The following is a 17,946-nucleotide window of genomic DNA, read 5'->3' on the forward strand; positions in this document are numbered from 1 at the left end:
GTGATGGGCAGGATGAAGAATCAAAGGCGGCGGAACTGCGCGGCCGCGTGGCGATCTGGCAGGCGGTCGCCGTCGCCGAACAGCTTGTGGCGCAGCGACCCCTCGGCATAGGCCGTCTTGAAGCGGCCCCGGTTCTGTAGCTCGGGAACGATCAGGTCGACGAAGTGCGTGTAGCTCTCCGGCACCACGGTGCGGCTCAGGTTGAAGCCGTCGATGCCGGTCTCGTCGATCCAGGACTCGAGTTCGTCGGCCACCTGTGCGGGGTCGCCAACGATGGCGGGATAGCGTCCGCCCAGCTCGAACAGATCCAGCAGCTTGCGGCGCGTCCAGCCATGCTGGGCGGCGGTGCGCTGCGCGGACTCGATGGCGTTGCCGCCGCCATAGTCCACCGGCTCATCGAGGCCATAGCGCGCGAAGTCCACGCCCGTGCTGGCGGCGAAATGCGCAAGCCCGGCTTCGCGGCTCGCGTAGTCGCGGTACTCGGCGTGGAGCGCGCGCGCCTCCGCTTCGGTGCGGCCCGTGACCACGGCAGCGCCGGCAAAGACCTTGACGTCATCCGGGCGCCGGCCCGCCGCCACCAACTGCTCGCGCAGTGCGCTGACGGTCTTGCGTGCCGCCTCCTTGCTCGGCGGCGAGATAAACACGCATTCCGCATGGCGCGCCGCGAACTGCTGCCCGCGCCCCGAACTGCCGGCCTGGAATAGCACCGGGGTGCGCTGCGCGGAGGGTTCCGCCAGGTGGTAGCCCTCCACGTCGTAGTAGCGGCCGTGATGGACCACCTTGTGCACCCGGGCCGGATCGGCGAATGTGCGCGTGGCCTTGTCGCGCAGCACGGCGCCCTCCTCCCAGCTGCCCTCCCAGAGCTTGTAGAGCACCTCCAGATACTCGTCGGCGCGGTCGTAGCGCTCGTCATGCGGGAACTGCCCGTCGAGGCCCATGGCGCGCGCCGCGCTGTCCAGATAACCGGTGACGATGTTCCAGCCGACACGGCCACGCGTCAGGTGATCGAGCGTGGAGAAGCGCCGCGCCAGCAGGTACGGTGCGTCGTAGGTCAGGTTGACGGTTACGCCGAAGCCGAGGTGGCGCGTGGCGGCGGCCATGGCCGGTACCAGCAGCAGCGGATCGTTGACCGGCAGCTGGATCGACTCACGCAGCGTGACATCGACATTGCCGCGATAGAGGTCGTAGACACCGACGATATCGGCGATAAACAGCCCATCGAACAACCCGCGCTCCAGCGTGCGCGCCTGCTCCACCCAGTATTCGAGCGTGTTGTATTCCGTGGAGCGGTCGCGCGGGTGGGTCCACAGGCCGTGATTGATGTGCCCGACGCAGTTCATGTTGAACGCGTTGAGCAGGATCTGCTTGCGCGCCATCAGAGGGCTCCGTGCCGCGTCGGCAGGCGGTCGTTGAGGTAGTAGTTGCCGATGGCGTGATACTTCCATCGCACCGGATCGTGGAGGGTATGGGTGCGCGCGTTGCGCCAGAAGCGGTCTAGCCCTTGCCCGTCGAGCGTCGATGCCGTGCCGCCCAGTTCGAACAGCCGGGTGCCGGCCAGCAGCGAGGCGGTGGTTGTGGCCGCGCGCGCTTCCGCCACGGCGATGGATGCCGCCGCTACGGTCTGGGCGTCGGGGCTGCGCTGCGCCGCATCGACGATGCGCCCGGCCCGCCGCACCAGCGCCTCGGCGGCGCGGAGCCTGACCTTGACGTCACCGACCTGATGGATCGTCAGCGGATCCTCGCTGGCATGTGCGACCTTCGCATCCACCCAGGGCCGCGCATGATCGCGGATGAACGGCAACGTGGCGGCGAACGCGCCGTGCCCAATGCCAAGGTCAATGGCCGCATGCATCAGCTGCGCCACGGGACCGATGGTGGTCGGCGTCTCGAACGACGCCTGGAACGGCAGCACCCAGTCCGCCTCGACGCGCACGTTGTCGAAGGTCACCGATCCGCTACCCGTGACGCGCTGGCCAAAGCCATCCCAGTCGTCGACGATGGTGATGCCGGCTGCATCGCGCGGCACGATAGCGATGTAAGTGACCTCGCGCCCATCCTCCTGCGCCACGGCCAGCGTGGGAATCTGGTGCGCGAAGATCGCACCCGTGCAATAGAACTTGTTGCCGATCAGCCGGAAGCCGTCGCCATCCGGCACCAGCCGCGTGCGGCGCTTGAAGTCCTTGTGACCGATCTCGGCCAGCGCATTGCCGAAGCGCTCACCGGCCAGCGCCCGGGCGTAGAACGCCGCTCGCTGCGCCGCCGTGCCGCCCACGCGCAGCACTTCGAGCGCGTAGTAGTGGTTCTGCGGGATCTGGCCCAGCGAGCCATCGGCAGCAGCGAGCGTTGCGATCACTTCGGCCAGCGTGCCGTTGGACACGCCGGCGCCGCCGTGCTCGCGCGGCACAGTGATGCCCAGCAGGCCGCTGGCGCTCAGCGCGTCGAGTTCTTCCCACGGCAGTCGGCGCTCGCGGTCACGCAGCGCGGCGTCGGGGGCAAAGCGTTCCGCCAGCAGTTGCGCGGCGGCGATGGCTTCGGCGTCATCGGCAATGCGATGGGCGCGCGGCGGCGGCGCGGCCGGTGCGGGACGGCTGTCCCGATGATCGGCAGCAGGTGGAGGCGTAAACAGCAAGGTCATATCAATTCCAGGAGTGCCGTGCCGGCTGAACGCCGTTGAGGTGATAGTTGCCGATCAGGTGGAGCTTCCAGCGCACCGGATCGTGCAGCGTATGGGTGCGCGCGTTGCGCCAGTGGCGGTCGAGGTTGTGCTTGGCGCGCGTGGCGGAGGAGCCCGCCAGCTCGAACAGCTTCTCGCTGGCCGCGAGCGCGATCTCGGTGGTCAGCACCTTGGCTTCCGCCACGGCCACCGACGCCTCCGCGCTCAGCGCATCCGTCACCGAGCCTGCGGCGATGGCTTCGAGCGCGCGCCCAGCCTCGCCCAGCACTTCGCGCGCGGCGTGGAGATCCACGGCAAGCCGGCCGACATCGCCGATCAGATAGGGATCGTCGGTGGCGTGCTCCACTTTGGCGTCGATCCACGGCCGCGCGTAGGCGCGCACGAAGGCGATGGCATCGTCAAAGGCAGCCTGTGCGATACCCAGGTCGATGGCGGCCTGGATCAGCTGCGAAGTCGGCCCGTAGATCCCGGGGCGCTCCGCAAGCTGCCAGACCGGCAACACGTCTTCCTCTGAGACGGCCACGTTGTCGAAGAGCACCGTGCCGCTGGCGGTGGTGCGCTGGCCGAACGACGACCAGTCGTCGTTCACGGTCAGGCCCGCCGCATCGCGCGGCACCCATGCCTGCACGGCGCGGCCTTCGTCGTCCAGCGCGCGTACGGGCACCCGATGCGCGAACAGCGCGCCGGTCGAATAGAAGCGCTGGCCAGTCAGCCGCAAGCCCTGTTCTGTGCGGCGCAGCCGCGTGCCGGTTTGCAGGACGGTCTGGCTCGTGGCGGAGCGGCGCTCCGGCCCCGCATTGCCAAGCCGCTGCCCGGCGAGCACCTCGGCGTAGTAGCGCTGCTTCTGCGCCGGCGTGCCGATCTCGCGCAGCACGCCGAGCAGGCCGAAGTGATTCTGCGGGATCTGACCCAGTGAGCCATCGGCGGCGCTGAGGATCGCAAAGACCTCTGCGAGCGTGGCGTACGACACGCCGGCACCGCCGAACGCGCGCGGAATCGTGATCGCCCCAAGCCCGCTGCCGGACCAGCGGTTCAGTTCGTCCCAGGGCAGGATGCGCTCGCGGTCGCGTCGCGCGGCGCCTTCGGCAAAATCGGCCGCCAGGGCATGCGCCACGGCGATGGCTTCGGCGTCGTCCGCAATGCGCCGCACAGGCGCACCGGAGCGCTGTAGGACGTGCAATTCCGAAAGGTTGGTCATGGTGCAGCGAGTGGGGGAACAAGCGGCCATTGGAGCATGGCCCCCCTACACGTCACGACGAATTTTTTCGAGGATGCTTAGGCGCTGCGGCCCACATATCGATAGCCGCAGGCAGACATCGGCTGGCGTCAGGAATGGCAGACGAGGCCGTCGCCAAGCTGGCTGGCTTCGTAGGCAATATCGCCGGCGCGCTGCGTACGGGCAGTGGCGAGCGCCCCGCCGATCTTCCAATGCCGCACGGCGCGATCGAGCCACGCTGCGGAGCGGGAGTCGTCCTGCCGGATCACGATCTGCGGACCGGCGTTGTCGGGAAGCAGGCCCGCGTCGAGCCGCCGATAGAAGCGCCACTCGGGCAATCCCATCAGCCGCGCCACCACAGGGGCGTCTTCCGCCAGCGCCTGGCATTCGCCGGCCATAAACGCGGCCACGGCGCGGATCGACGAAGAATACGAACGTACCTGCGCGCCCAGCGTCTCCGTGACGGGATGCGCATAAGGGCTACCCTGTGCGACACAGACCGCGCGCCCGGCGAGATCACTCGGCGCACGATAGTCGCTGCCGCGCAGCGTGACGAGCGCGCCGGCGCCGCCGGTGTAGGCGGTCGGCACGGCATACGGACCGCTATCGATGGCGCCGGCCACCACAAGATCGACACCGGGCACGCTCACGCCGCGCGCATCGGCAGGCAGGCCGACTACCCGCAGACGCACCTGCAATCGTTCAGCAAGATAGCGCGCGAGCGAGACATCGAACGCATCGGGTTCAGGCGGCGTCGGCCGGCTAGGCGGCGCGGGACGGGCGTATTGCCGCACGCCCACCACCAGCTCGCCACGCGCCCGCACGGCTTCGAGCAACGGGCCGCGCGGCAGCGTCGTCCAGTCGGGCTCCCGCTCCAGGTACCGCGCCCCCGCCTGCAAGGCAACCGGCAATCGTTCGACAAGATGCGGCGACTGTTCTAGCCAGCGTGGCGCGGCAGCCAGGCCGAGCAGGCCGGCCGCCACCGCCAGCGCGATGGCATGCCACGCGCCGGGGATCAAACGCGGCGCTTTGGCCGCCGGCGCGCACCCGCATTCGGACGCGATCTCAGCCATTGAGCGTGAGCCCCTTGCGCCAGCGCGTCATGCGGCGCTCCACCCGTGCCAGCCCGTAGTTGAGCACCAGCCCCAGCACCGCCAGCAGCAGGATGCCCGCGTACATGGTCGGAATCTGGAAGACCTCCTGCGCGTTGAGCGTCATGAAGCCGAGCCCGGAATGCGCGCCGATCATCTCCGCCGCCACCAGCGCGGTGATGCAATACGTGCCCGCCAGCCGCACACCCGTGAAGATCGATGGCGACGCCGCCGGCAGCACGACCTTGCGGAACACGAACAGCCGCGACGCGCCCATCGAGCGGGCCGAGTCGATCAACAGCCGGTCCACCTGCTTGACGCCGCCAATCGTGCTCAGCAGCACCGGCCAGAACGACGCCCAGAAGATGATCGCCACCTTGGAGGTCTCGCCGATACCAAGGAACAGGATGAACACCGGGAACAGCGCGAAGGCCGAGGTCTGCCGGAACAGTTGCAGAATCGGATCGACGATCGCCTCGAAGCGGCTGAACCAGCCCATCAGCAGGCCCAGCGTCACGCCGAGCCCGATGGCGGCGGCCAGGCCCCACAGCGAGCGCTGGAGGCTGGCGAGCAGGTGCTTCCACAGCGCACCGCTGCCGATCAGCTGCCAGATGGCGCCCAGGATCTGCGATGGCGGACTCAGGTAGGCGGCGCTGACGATGCCCAGCCGTGGCACCAGCTCCCACAGCAGCAGGAAACCGATGATGCCCAGCACGCCGAGCGCGCGGTCGGTAGCCTTGCCGCTCATGATGCGGCCCTCGCCAGCACAGGTTCGGCGGCCGCACGCTCGCCGGGATTGGCCGTGGCGCCGAGTGGGCGCGGCACGGCGGCCGGGTTCGCGAACTGGACCTCGTCCTTGAGCACGTCCCACGCCTGCTGGCGCAGTCGCACGAACGCTTCGGAATTTCGCACCTCGGGCGCGCGTGGGCGCGGCAGCGGCACGTCGAGAATCGCCTTCACCGTACCCGGGCGCCGCGTCATGATGGCGATGCGGTCCGACAGGAAGATCGCCTCGTCGATACTGTGGGTGATGAACACGATGGTCTTGCGCGTCTGCTCCCAGATCCGCAGCAGTTCGCCTTGCAGGATCTCGCGCGTCTGTGCGTCCAGCGCGGCGAATGGTTCGTCCATCAGCAGCACTTCGGGCTTGTAGGCCAGCGCGCGCGCAATCGCCACGCGCTGCTTCATGCCGCCCGAGATTTCATGCGGAAAGCGCGGGCCGAAGCCGGTCAGCCCTACCAGCTCGAGGTACTCCCCCGCAATGCGCCGCCGCTCCGCACGCGGCACGCCGCGAATCTCGAGCCCGACCTCGATGTTCTCGAGCACGGTACGCCACGGGAACAAGGCGTAGCCCTGGAACACCACGCCCTGCGCCGGGTTGATGCCCTGCAGCGGCTTGCCGTCGATGGCGATGTTGCCACCGGTGCGGTCAGTCAGGCCAGCGAGGATGCTCAGGAAGGTCGACTTGCCGCAGCCGGACGGCCCCAGGATCGACAGCAGTTCGCCGTCGCGGATATCAAGGTCGAAGTCGCGCAGCACGGCCACGTTCTCCGGGCGCCCCGCCTCGTTGCGCACGGCATAGTCCATGCGCACGCCGCGCGCGGTGATCTTGTGGGAGTCGGTCGTGCTCATGCCTTCGCCGGTCCCTGCGTGGCGTACGGATTGAACTCGTTCGTGTAGAGATCGCGCGCGGCGACTTTGCCCTTGGGGAGCTTGCCCTCGGTTTCGAGGACGTCGATGTAATACTGGATCGGCGGCTCGGTGACGACGAGGTTATCGACGTAGGCGTAGCGGTCCACGTAGTCGAGCTGCAGGTTGATGCGCTTGGACACCAGCTTGCGCGCGTCCTCCGGGTTCGCGTTGACCCAGTTGGCCGCCTTGGCGAGCGCGGTCACGACGTCGCGCACGGATTCCGGATGCTCGCGAATGAACTTGCCGTGCGCGCTGTAGGGCTGCATGCCGCCCAGCCCGGCGTCGAGGTCGAAGTCGCTCCACAGCCGCACCAGCTTGTCGGCGTGGTCGGCGCGGCCCGAGAACGGTGCGTGGATGATCGCCAGGTCGGTGTTGCCGGTGACCAGCGTCTGCTCGGCCTGATCGTCCGGAATCACGACGAAGTTGATCTTGTTGACGTCCACGCCCTTCTCGCGCAGGTACGTCTTGGTGACGAACTCCGCGCACGCGCCGAAGCTGTTGATGCCGACGGTCTTGCCTTCGAGGTCTTTCGGGGCGCGGATGCCGGACGCCTTGCGCACGAAGTACTTCATGTGCGGCGCGTCCTGCAGCGTCTTGTTGCCGGCCGCCACTACCTTGATGTCGGAGCCGCTGGCCACCGCCGAGATCACCAGCGGCACCATGCGTGAGCCGAAATCGATCTCGCCCGTGCCCACCAGCGGGATGATCTGGGGCGCCGCCACCTTGCCGATGTACTCGGGCCGCGTGTTCGTGCCTTCGAAATAACCGAGCTGGTCGGCCAGGTAGACCAGATCGAAGGTCGGGTTGTCCGGGTAACGGAAGCGCACCTTGTCGCCAACCTTGCCGACCACCGCCGGCGCAGCGGCCGCCGCTTTCGGCGTGGCGGTCTCGTCGCCACGAGAGCACGCGGCCAGCAGCGAGCCTGCGCCGCTGGCAACGGCGAGGGATACGAGTTGTTTGAGCGCGGTACGGCGGGTGTTGGCCACGGAGTGCGACGGCATCGGGAGTCCCTGTCAGATTGGAATGCGGAGCGGCATTCAGTATCGGAAAGGGGCGCGGCGCGCACAACGAAGTCTTTCAACTATCGATATTGCCCGGGCGCGGCGGGTTGCCGGCGGATTTCGCACGATGTTTGCACGATCCCACGGGGCTGCGGGCAGGAAGTCACCGGAGACGGAATAGCCAGCGCGGGCGGTTCGTCTGACCGCAGACAGCCCATGACGCTGCAATTCATCCCTCTACCTGATCGAAAGGACCGACCATGAAACTCCACCGCACCCTCCCGGCCACCCTGGCCGCGCTCGCCGCCCTCACCCTCGCCTCCGGCGCCATGGCGCAGACGCCTTCGCCGGCGAACACCGTCCCCGTCAAGAACATCGTGCTGGTGCACGGCCTGTATGCCGATGGATCGAGCTGGGAGAAGGTCATTCCGCTGTTGCAGGCGAAGGGCTACCACGTCACTTCGGTGCAGAACCCGACGACGTCGCTGGACGCGGACGTCGATGCGGTCAAGCGCGCCCTGGCGGTCCAGGACGGCCCCACGCTGCTCGTGGCGCACTCCTACGGCGGCATGGTCATCAGCCAGGCCGGCGATGACCCGAAAGTGGCCGGGCTGGTCTACATCGCCGCCCGCGCGCCGGACGCCGGCGAGGACTACCCCGCGCTGACAAAGACGTTCCCCGCCGCGCCGGCCTCGGGCGGATTGCAATGGGGTGCGGATGGATACGGCCGGCTTTCCGAACAGGCATTCCTGCACGACTTCGCCGGGGATCTGCCGGAAACGCAGGCGCGTGGCTACTACGCCGTCCAGCAGCCGATGGCCAAGGCCATCACCATGGCGAAGACCACCGTGGCGGCCTGGCGCGACAAGCCGACGTGGTACGCGGTGTCGACCCAGGACCGCACGATCAACCCGGACCTCGAACGCTTCATGGCCAAGCGCATGGGCGCGCAGACCGTGGAGATTCCGGCGAGCCACGTCTCGTTGCTGTCCCGCCCGCAGGAGGTGGCCAACCTGATCCTCCAGGCCGCCGCAGGCAAGTCGGCCGGATAAATACTTCCGCCTGACTGCATCCATTCGCTCCGCTGGTGTGTAGCGTCTGTGCGGCCTCCGGGTTCGCACCGATCCACGACACACCAAGGAGCCCCACCATGATCCGCATCTCCCTTCTCGTTCCGGTCTCGGCCTGCCTCGCCCTGACCGCCTGCGGCGGCATGCACCAGTCCGGTTCGATGTCTGCGCCCACGCCCACGCCCACGCCTGTCGCCGACGCCATCAAGGTACCCGACGGCCACAAGCTCGCCATGCAGACGGTCGGCGTGGGCGAACTGCGCTACGAGTGCCGACCCAAGGCCAACGCCGCCGACCAGTTCGAATGGGCCTTCGTCGGCCCCACCGCCACACTGAACGACCGCAGCGGCAAGGCGGTCGGCAAGTACTACGGACCGCCGGCCACATGGGAAGCCATGGACGGCTCGAAGGTCACCGCCACCCAGGTCGCGGTGTCGCCGGCCGGCGATGGCAACATCCCGCACCAGCTCGTGAAGGCGAATCCAGCGACCGGCAGCGGCATGATGAGCGGCGTCACCTTTATCCAGCGCGTGGCCACCCGTGGCGGCGTGGCGCCTGCGGCGGCCTGCAGTGCGGCCAATCGTGGCGCGGCGCAGATGGTGCGCTACCAGGCGGACTACCTGTTCTGGAAAGCGGCGGCCTGAGCGGGCTGGCGCGCGCGGCATTAGGGAAAGCCCAGCGGGCCGCTGCCGACTGTCGGGCGTAAGATGTGCGCTCGGGCGCCCCCAGCCCGCCGCCCCCTTGCAGCCCTGCAGCCACCAGAGAGCCCGCTCTTGACCGCCGCCCTGCCCTCCGTCAACGACCATTTCGACTACGAATCCGCGCTCGCCGGTTGCGCCGCGCGGGACGTGACGGCATTGCGCCGTCTCTACGAGCACGCAGCCCCGTACCTGCTGGGCGTGGCGGTCCGTATCGTGCGGGACCGGGCCCTGGCGGAAGACGTGCTGCATGACGCCTTCGTCAAGGTCTGGAGCCATGCGCATACGTTCGACCCCGCACGCGGCGCGGCGCGCGGCTGGCTGTTCAGCCTGGTCCGGCATCAGGCGCTCAACCTCGTGCGCGACCGCTTACGGCTGGTGCTGCCCGACGAGGACATGGCGCAGGCCATCGAGGACGAGGCGGCACTGGCCGCCGTGGCGGGCACGGCCCCGGCCGGCGAGACCCGCGTGATGCTCGGCCGGCTGGCCATCTGCCTCGAACAACTGGACCCGCCCAAGCGCGACAGCATCCTGTATGCCTATGTCGATGGCTGCTCGCACAGCGAGATCGCCACGCGACTCAACGCGCCGCTGGGCAGCGTGAAAGCCTGGGTGCGGCGTGGCCTGCAGGCGTTGAAGGAGTGCATGCAATGAGCGACGACTGGGATGCGTTGGACGACCTCGCCGCCGGCTACGTGCTGGGCACGCTCTCCGCCGCCCAGCGCGAGGACGTGGCGCGGCGCCTGCCGCAGGAGCCCGGCCTGCAAGACCGTGTCGATGACTGGGAAGCGCGCCTCCATCCGCTGTCGGCGCTGGCCGAGCCCGTCACGCCCGCGCCCCGCGTCTGGGCGGGCATCGCGCGCAGCATCGGCCATGCCGAACAGCGCCCCAAGCCAGCCACGCCTGCCACCGGCACGCCCGGATGGTGGCATTCGCTGGCGCTCTGGCGCGGTATTGCCTTCGGGGCGACGGCCTGCTCGCTGCTGCTGGCCGCCATGCTGGGCCTGCGCGCGTTCGCGCCGCCCGCGCCGCCGCGCTATGTGGTGGTGCTGGCCGCGCCGCAGGACAAGACGCCGGGCTGGCTGATCCAGGCGTCCAGCCCGCGCCGGCTGAAGCTGATTCCGCTCGGCGCGCAGGCCGCGCCGACCAATCGCGCGCTGCAATTCTGGACCAAGGCCGACGACTGGAGCGGGCCGGTCTCGCTGGGTCTGGTACAGGCTGACCAGTCGCTCGATGTCGCGCTGGACCGCCTGCCGGCCCTCCAGGACAACCAGTTGTTCGAGATCACGCTCGAGCCCGCCGCCGGATCGCCCATCGGCCGCCCGACCGGCCCGGTGCTCTATATCGGCCGCGCGGTGCTGGTGCGTTAACCCGCCCCGGCTTACGGCGCCACCGTCACGCTGCGGAACCCCTGCCGGGCCGCCGGCAGGCGCTTGCATGCCACGCCATCGCGCAGCACACCGCCGTCGTCGCTGAGAATGCGCAGGCGCTGCGTGCCCGGCATCGTGAAGATGGCTTCCGGCTTCAGCGTGGCGATGGCGGCCTGGCCGAACGCCACGGGCCGGTCATTGGCGGCGCCGGACCATTTATATAGGGCGAAGGTGCCATGGTCAGCCACCGGCCCTGCGGCGATCACATACCCCTGCCCCACGCGCTCGATGCTGCGGATGCCCCGTCCGCCCAGATCGAGCAGTAGCGGGCTGCCAAACTTCGCCGGCTTGCCGTCGATGAGCCCATCAGGGTTCTCCAGCGGCACGAGGATGGCCTTGCCATCGACCAGCGGATTGCGGAAGCCGATCAGCAAGCCGCCATCCGCTGCCGCGAGTCCTTCGATATTGAGCCCACCCGGGCTTTCCGGTGCCCGTTCGGCGGCCGTCTTGAGCGGCAGCGAGGCCAGCGCCGGAGACGCCACGAGATCTTTCAGCAGATCCTTGTAGGGCCGGCCCACCGGCTTCAGCGACAGCCGGCCCGGATCGAGTTCCACCGCGAAGAACCGGTGCCGGCGCCCCTGCTCCTTGCCCTTGGCATTGCGGCCGTGCGACGAGATGACGTAGGCGCGCTGGCCGACAACGGCGGCTCCTTCGAGGTCCGACTCGCCATCGTCATCGGTGCCGAGGAAGCCGCCAAGCGTGAAGGTCTTGACCGCGCGCGGCTGACCGGCCTGGTACACCGTCAGCACGTTGTGCTCGTCGCCCACCACGACGAAGTGGTCGGGGCCGAGGGCGAAGCCGGCCGAGGCGTCGCAGAGTCCGGTGTAGGTCTCCACGCCATCCGCCGGTCCAGTCGCCCCAGCCGGGCCTGCGCCAAGCATCAGACATATGGCCAGACAGGCCATGCCACGCAGGGGGATTCGCATCGTCCGTTCTCCGTTGGGGTCGAAGGTGCTACGCCAGATCGGCACCCGGGGCGCCATCCAGCCCGGTCCCAGCATACGCGCACCGGAAGCCCGCCGAGCGCAGTTCTTCGGCGATCAGGTCGGCAATCCACTGCTTGCGGGACTCCTGCATGCGGCTGCGGATGGCGGCCACGCTCACCGCCGCGAAGTTGCCCGGCGTGATTTCGAAGCGCATGCCGACGCCGCTCACGCCCTCGTTGACGAGGCTGTCCGTCTTGGCCAGCCCGGCCGAGCGCGCGCGCGTCACCAGCGTGCGCAGCTTGGCCAGCGACAGCCCGTGCGGCGTGAATTCGGACGTATGGCGCGCGTAGAGCGCGGCAATCTCGCCATCGTCGAGCATCGACAGCAGCGTCACGCCCGCCGAGCCGATGCCGAGCACGCGCATGCCGCCCACCTGCAGCACCAGCGCCTTGACCGGAAACGCGCCCTCCTCGCAATGGAGGCAGTGGCCGTAGTCGCCATTGCGCACCACGAGGAAAACCGTGTCCTCGGTGCGCCGCGCCAGCCGCTGCATCACCGGGCGGCAGCGGTCCAGGATCGGCGCGCCTTTCATCGCCGCCAGCCCGAGCTGCATGGCGTCCAGCCCGAGCCGGTACAGCCGTTGTTCGCGCTCGACCATGCCGGATTCGACCAGACTCGTCGCCAGCCGGTAGGCGGTGGCGCGGTCCAGCCCGGCCGCCTGCGCCAGCACGCCCAGCGCCACGCCGGTCGGGTGATGGGCCGCAATCAGCTTGAGCAGCACCATCGCCCGTGTGACGGTCTGTGCACCCTTGGGAGCGCTGCCGGTGTCCTCGCCGGCTTCCGTCTCTGCTTCTGTCTCTGCTTTTGTCATGTTTTCGGCCTCTCCCCGGTCGAGATGTTCACATAGTGAATATTGGTAAAGATTCCGTTTGAATACTGAACACGTCCGGGATGAAATGCAACCATACCAAGCACGAACACGTGCACACACCCGGAGACAACCCATGACGTTCCGCCGCCTCGCCAGTGCGATCCCCCGCGTGCTTTCCTTGCCGCGACTGGCCATCCTGCTTGGGCTGGCCGCCTCGCTGCAGCTACCCGCGCCCGCTCGTGCCGACAGCTGGCCGACCCGGCCGGTGCGACTGGTGGTGGGCTATACCGCCGGCGGCGCGTCCGACACGGTGGGGCGAATCATCGCCAACGAGCTGGGCGCGATGATCGGCCAGCCGGTGGTGGTGGAAAACCGCCCGGGCGTGGGCGGCATGCTCGGCATGGGCACCGTCGCCAAGAGCGCGCCGGACGGCTACACGCTGGGCGTGGCGGTCAGCGGCACCATGGTGATCGGGCCGCATCTGGTCAAGGCCACGCCGTATGACCCGCTGACCGCGTTCGAGCCGGTCAGCATGATCGCCACGGCGCCGATGGTGATGGTGGGCGCGCCGTCCGCGCCGTTCAACAGCGTGCCGTCGCTGATCCAGACCGCCCGCGCGCAGCCGGACCCGATGATGTTCGCCTCCGGCGCCCAGGCGTTCGAGCTGGCGATGCGGCTGTTCGCCGCCAAGGCCGATCTGCGCATGGGCTCGGTGTCCTATCCCGGCGGCGGCCAGGCGTCCATCGACGTCATGGCGGGCCGCGTGCCGGTGATGGTGGACACCATCGGCGCCCAGCAGGCCAATATCAAGGCCGGCAAGCTGCGCGCGCTGGCCGTACTGGATAACAAGCGCTCCGCCATCCTGCCGGACGTGCCGACGGTCGCCGAAGCTGGCGTGGCCGGCTACCAGGCGGTGGGCTGGCTGGGCCTTGTGGCGCCGAAGGACACCCCCGAGGCCATCGTCACCCGCCTGAACGGCCACCTGCGCACGATCATGGCCAAGCCCGAGGTGCGCGACAAGCTGCTGACGCTCGGCTTCGAGCCCAACACGGACACGCCGCAGGCGTTCGCCCGGGACATCCGCGCCGAGTACGCCAAGTGGGGCGCCGTCGTGAAGTCCGCCGGTCTGACTGCCCAGTAAGCGGCCAATAAGCGCCCAGTAACTCCCCATCCATCCGACTCCCTCGCCCCATGACGACCGACATCCAGGCCGCCGCCAAATGGCAGGCCACGCTCGACCACGCCCTGCAAGGCGCCAACTACCCCACCCTGCTGATGGTGCTGCTGCACCTGACCGGGGACCGCCGCTGGCTCGATCCGCGCTACCAGTGCTCGCGCATCCGCGGCCTGGAAGACAACGATCCCGGTGGGCTACCCGATGAGGTCCGCGCGGAAATGTTGGCCGCCGCCCGCGACGCCATCCTGGCGTGGAAGTCCGGCGTGGCCCCCGCACTGCCCGCGCCAGACCCGGACACGCTGGTCGCCATGATGCGGCTGAGCGTGGGCGAGGACATCCCGGCCTCCTACGGGCCGATGATCGCCGCCTGGCTGGGGCTGGACGCGGACATGCGCATTGACCAGCGCGGCCGTATCGACGTGCCCGAAGGCTTCCGCGTGATCGTGATCGGGGCCGGCGTGGCGGGGCTGTGCGCCGCCATCCGCCTGCAGGGTGCCGGCATCCCCTTCGTGCTGATCGAGAAGAACGACGAGGTGGGCGGCACGTGGTACGAGAACCGCTACCCGGGCGCCGGCGTGGATACGCCGAACCATATCTACTCGTACTCGTTCGCCAAGGGCGACTGGTCGCGCTACTTCGCGCTGCGCGGCGAGATCCAGCAATACTTCGAGGACGTGGCGGACCGCTTCGGCGTGCGCCGTCATATCCGGCTGCGCACCACGGTGCAATCGGCCCACTACGATGAGTCCTCGCTGCGCTGGACCGTCCACACGCTCGACGCCGAAGGCCAGGCCGAAACACTGCACGCCGACATGGTCATCAGCGCCGTGGGGCTGCTCAATGTGCCGAAGATGCCCGATATCGAAGGGCTCGACCAGTTCGACGGTCCCTGCTTCCACACTGCCCGCTGGCCCGAGGGCCTGGACGTGACCGGCAAGCGCGTGGCCGTGATCGGCAATGGCGCCAGCGCGATGCAGGTGGTGCCGGCCATTGCCGACCACGTGGCCGCGCTGACCGTGTTCCAGCGCTCGCGCCAGTGGGCCGCCCCCTTCGAGAAGTTCCAGAAGCCGGTGCCGGAGTCCGCGCGCTTCCTGCTGCGCGAGGTGCCGTTCTATCAGGAGTGGTATCGCCAGCGGCTGGCCTACATCTTCAACGACCGCATCCACGGCTCGCTCCAGATCGACCCGGCATGGCCGCACCCGGAGCGCGCCATCAACCAGACCAACGACCGGCATCGCGCCTACTTCACGGACTACATCAAGGCCGAGCTGGGCGAGCGCCAGGACCTGCTGCCGGACGTACTGCCCGAGTACCCCCCGTTCGGCAAGCGCATGCTGATGGACAACGGCTGGTATCGCACGATGGCCCGCCCGCACGTCTCGCTGGTCACGGGCGGCATCGCCCGGGTGGAAGGCAACGCGGTGGTCACGGACAAGGGCGAGCGGCATGAGGCCGATGTGCTGATCGTTGCCACCGGCTTCGACGCCATCAACATGCTGGCCTCGTTTCAGCTATTTGGCCGGGGCGGGCGCTCCGTGCGCGAGGCGTGGGACCGCCACGGCGCCGAAGCCTACCTTGGCGTGGCCGTGCCGGACTTCCCCAACTTCTTCATGCTGGCCGGGCCGAACACGGCGCTCGGCCACGGCGGCAGCGTGGTCTCGCTGCTGGAGACGCAGGTCAGCTACATCCTCAACATCGTGCGGCAGGCCATGGCGCACAGCGCGGGGCGCTTCGAGATCGAGATCCGGCGCGACCGCCACGACGCCTTCAACCAGCGCGTGCAGGCCGCCCATAACGCCATGATCTGGACCCACAAGGGCATGAGCAACTGGTACCGCAACGCGCAGGGCCGCGTGGTGGCCACCACGCCGTTCCGCAACGACGACTACTGGCACATGACGCGCAAGGCCGATTTCTCTGACTACCGGCTGAAGACTGCGCCGGCCGAGGCGGCCGAGTCGCCCGCTGCCGACGCAGAACCCGCCACGCTGGAGGACCGGTCATGAAAACGCCCGGCCCGCACATGCTGAGCGGCCTGCGCATCCTCGACCTCGGCACGATGGTCGCGGGGCCGGTGGCCTGCACGCTGTTCGGCGACTTTGGCGCCGAAGTCATCAAGGTGGAGGTGCCCGAGCGCGGCGACACCGTGCGCGACCTCGGCCCCTTTGTGGACGACGAATGCCTGTACTGGCAGGTGGAGGCGCGCAACAAGAAGTCGATCACGCTGAACCTGCGCGAGCCGGCCGGGCAGGCGCTGCTGTACCGCCTGGTGCGCGAGGTGGACGCCGTGGTGGAAAACTTCCGCCCCGGCACGCTCGAGAAATGGAACTGCGGCTTCGAGACGCTGCGCCAGCACAACCCGGGCCTGATCATGCTGCGCGTGTCCGGCTTCGGGCAGACCGGCCCGTACCGGGAGCGCGCCGGCTATGACCGCATCGGGCTGGCCTTCGGCGGCCTGATGGGCATCACCGGCTACCCGGACCGCCCGCCGGTGCGCAGCGGCACCTCCACCGCCGACTACCAGACCGCCATCCTCGGTGCCTTCGCGCTAATGATGGCGCTTTACCACCGTGACGTGCACGGCGGCGAGGGGCAGGAAATCGACCTGTCGATGTACGAGTCCATCATCCGATTCACCGAGGTGCTGGTGCCCGAGTACGACCGGCTGGGCGTGGTGCGCGAGCGGCGCGGCAACAAGCATTTCGCCGCCGCGCCGGGCGAGCACTTCCGCACGCGCGACGGGCGCTACCTGATCTTCACCTGCTCGGCGGACGCCGGCTTCCAGCGGCTCTGCGTGGCCATGGGCCGCCCGGATCTGGCCGAAGACCCGCGCTACGCCTCGCACAGCCAGCGCTGGGAGCATGTGGACGAGCTGAACCGGCTGGTCGCGGACTGGATCGCCGCGGAGCCGGAGGACGCGCTGTGCCGCAAGCTGGACGCCGCGCGACTGGCCTACTCCTTCATCTACACCATCGAGGACATCATGCAGGACCCGCACTACGCGGCGCGGGAGAGCATCGCCACGGTGGAGCACCCGAAGATCGGCCCGGTGAAGATGGCGGGCGTGTTCCCGAAGTTCTCGGGCGTGCCCGCCAAACCGATCGAGCCGGCGCCGGCACTGGGTCAGCACAACGCCGAGATCTACGGCGAGCTGCTCGGCATCGACGACGACGCGCAACGGCAACTGGCGCTGGAGGGCATCATCTGATGGCCGGCCAGCATCGATTCCGCACGGCTGCCGTGTTCGGCGGCGGCGGCGTGGCGGGCATCGCGTGGGAAGTCGGCGTGCTGGCCGGGCTGGCGGGGGCCGGCGTGGCCGTGCATCGCGCCGGGCTGTTCGTCGGCACGTCGGCTGGCTCGGTGGTCGGCGCCCAGCTGGCGTGCGGCCTGCACATCGAGGCGCTGCTGCATGCCCAACTGCATCCGCCCGCCGATTCCCCCGAGCAGTTCCGTCCCTACTCGCAGGCCGAAGCCGACGCGCAGAACCGCAAGCTGGTGGCCAAGGTCGAGGGCGACCTGACGGCGGCGCGCCAGCGCATCGGCGACTTCGCCCGCCGCAGCGAGACCCCCGCCCCGGCCGCGCGCCGCGCCATCATCGCCGCGCGGCTGCCCCAGGCCGACTGGCCCGGGCATCCGCTGCGCATGGCGGCCGTGGATGCCGCCACCGGCGCGCGCCGGGTGTTCGATGCGGCCAGCGGCGTGCCGCTGGTAGAGGCCGTGTCCGCCAGTTGCGCCGTGCCGGGCGTCTGGCCGCCGGTGCAGATCGGCGACGCCTTCTATATAGATGGGGGGATTGCGTCGATGACCAACGCCGAGGTGGCCATCGACGCGGAGCGGGTGCTGGTGCTGTCGCCGTTCGGCTATGCCGAAGGCAACCCGGTCAGCGGCCACCTGGGCGCCGAAGTGGCGGCGCTGCAGGCGGCGGGCTGCGCGGTGCATGTGGTGGCGCCCAGCCCGGCCGCGCTGGAAGCGATGGGCCCGAACGTCCTCGACCCCGCCCGCCGCCCGGCCAGCGCCGCCGCCGGGCTGCACCAGGGCGACACCCTCGCCCATGCGATCCGGGACTGGTGGGGGGCGGCGATCGCGGCTTGAAGCCGCCA

The 17,946-nt window shown here is 69.1% G+C and carries 17 protein-coding genes; 8 read left to right on the plus strand and 9 right to left on the minus strand.

The window, feature by feature from the left end; all coding sequences use genetic code 11:
- Positions 1–20 precede the first annotated feature (20 nt).
- The 7 genes from BM115_RS24290 to BM115_RS24320 form a co-directional block, all read right to left on the minus strand.
- On the minus strand, positions 21–1,376 hold the full coding sequence (locus BM115_RS24290) for an LLM class flavin-dependent oxidoreductase (protein ID WP_092300517.1): 1,356 nt from the start codon (positions 1,374–1,376) through the stop codon (positions 21–23).
- Entirely contained in the window at positions 1,376–2,635 is a 1,260-nt protein-coding gene (locus BM115_RS24295) for an SfnB family sulfur acquisition oxidoreductase (protein WP_092300520.1), read from the minus strand. Before BM115_RS24295 ends, BM115_RS24290 begins: the two co-directional genes overlap by 1 nt.
- A 1-nt stretch (position 2,636) precedes the next feature.
- Positions 2,637–3,872, minus strand: a complete 1,236-nt coding sequence (locus BM115_RS24300; protein ID WP_092300523.1) for an SfnB family sulfur acquisition oxidoreductase — start codon at positions 3,870–3,872, stop codon at positions 2,637–2,639.
- 128 nt (positions 3,873–4,000) lie between these two features.
- Entirely contained in the window at positions 4,001–4,963 is a 963-nt protein-coding gene (locus tag BM115_RS24305) for a type 2 periplasmic-binding domain-containing protein (protein WP_092300525.1), read from the minus strand.
- A complete protein-coding gene (locus tag BM115_RS24310) occupies positions 4,956–5,729 on the minus strand; it encodes an ABC transporter permease (RefSeq protein ID WP_092300528.1) in 774 nt (257 codons plus the stop codon). The genes BM115_RS24305 and BM115_RS24310 overlap by 8 nt, the downstream gene beginning before the upstream one ends.
- The gene (locus BM115_RS24315; RefSeq protein WP_092300530.1) at positions 5,726–6,613 is read right to left on the minus strand and encodes an ABC transporter ATP-binding protein; all 888 of its coding nucleotides are present in this window, start codon (positions 6,611–6,613) and stop codon (positions 5,726–5,728) included. The genes BM115_RS24310 and BM115_RS24315 overlap by 4 nt, the downstream gene beginning before the upstream one ends.
- Positions 6,610–7,674, minus strand: coding sequence for an ABC transporter substrate-binding protein (locus BM115_RS24320; RefSeq protein ID WP_092300533.1), 1,065 nt, complete (start codon positions 7,672–7,674; stop codon positions 6,610–6,612). Before BM115_RS24320 ends, BM115_RS24315 begins: the two co-directional genes overlap by 4 nt.
- A gap of 260 nt (positions 7,675–7,934) precedes the next feature.
- On the opposite strand from BM115_RS24320, the gene BM115_RS24325 reads away from it, so the two are divergent.
- From BM115_RS24325 to BM115_RS24340, 4 genes are all read left to right on the plus strand, one after another.
- Entirely contained in the window at positions 7,935–8,726 is a 792-nt protein-coding gene (locus BM115_RS24325; RefSeq protein WP_092300536.1) for an alpha/beta hydrolase, read from the plus strand.
- A 98-nt stretch (positions 8,727–8,824) separates the two neighbouring features.
- Entirely contained in the window at positions 8,825–9,388 is a 564-nt protein-coding gene (locus tag BM115_RS24330) for a DUF3455 domain-containing protein (RefSeq protein ID WP_092300539.1), read from the plus strand.
- Between the two features lie 129 nt (positions 9,389–9,517).
- Positions 9,518–10,096, plus strand: a complete 579-nt coding sequence (locus tag BM115_RS24335; protein ID WP_255370972.1) for a sigma-70 family RNA polymerase sigma factor — start codon at positions 9,518–9,520, stop codon at positions 10,094–10,096.
- Positions 10,093–10,812, plus strand: coding sequence for an anti-sigma factor (locus BM115_RS24340; protein WP_092300545.1), 720 nt, complete (start codon positions 10,093–10,095; stop codon positions 10,810–10,812). Before BM115_RS24335 ends, BM115_RS24340 begins: the two co-directional genes overlap by 4 nt.
- 11 nt (positions 10,813–10,823) lie before the next feature.
- On the opposite strand, the gene BM115_RS24345 is transcribed toward BM115_RS24340, so the two are convergent.
- Positions 10,824–11,798, minus strand: coding sequence for a DUF3616 domain-containing protein (locus tag BM115_RS24345; RefSeq protein ID WP_177220004.1), 975 nt, complete (start codon positions 11,796–11,798; stop codon positions 10,824–10,826).
- A 28-nt stretch (positions 11,799–11,826) separates the two neighbouring features.
- A complete protein-coding gene (locus BM115_RS24350; protein ID WP_092300551.1) occupies positions 11,827–12,669 on the minus strand; it encodes an IclR family transcriptional regulator in 843 nt (280 codons plus the stop codon).
- 133 nt (positions 12,670–12,802) lie between these two features.
- Between BM115_RS24350 and BM115_RS24355 the strand changes: the two genes are divergently transcribed.
- Genes BM115_RS24355 through BM115_RS24370 form a run of 4 tightly spaced genes read left to right on the plus strand, consistent with a single transcriptional unit; the run spans position 12,803 to position 17,938 of the window.
- Complete coding sequence (locus BM115_RS24355; protein WP_177220005.1) at positions 12,803–13,810, plus strand: Bug family tripartite tricarboxylate transporter substrate binding protein; 1,008 nt, start codon at positions 12,803–12,805, stop codon at positions 13,808–13,810.
- 50 nt (positions 13,811–13,860) lie between these two features.
- On the plus strand, positions 13,861–15,852 hold the full coding sequence (locus BM115_RS24360; protein WP_092300556.1) for a flavin-containing monooxygenase: 1,992 nt from the start codon (positions 13,861–13,863) through the stop codon (positions 15,850–15,852).
- Positions 15,849–17,054 (plus strand): CaiB/BaiF CoA transferase family protein, encoded by a 1,206-nt coding sequence (locus BM115_RS24365; protein WP_092300559.1) that lies wholly within the window; start codon positions 15,849–15,851, stop codon positions 17,052–17,054. Before BM115_RS24360 ends, BM115_RS24365 begins: the two co-directional genes overlap by 4 nt.
- Positions 17,054–17,938: a patatin-like phospholipase family protein gene (locus BM115_RS24370; protein WP_092300562.1), complete on the plus strand. Its 885-nt coding sequence runs from the start codon at positions 17,054–17,056 to the stop codon at positions 17,936–17,938. Before BM115_RS24365 ends, BM115_RS24370 begins: the two co-directional genes overlap by 1 nt.
- Positions 17,939–17,946: the final 8 nt, after the last annotated feature.

Source organism: Cupriavidus sp. OV096, from assembly GCF_900115455.1.
Lineage (GTDB): Bacteria > Pseudomonadota > Gammaproteobacteria > Burkholderiales > Burkholderiaceae > Cupriavidus.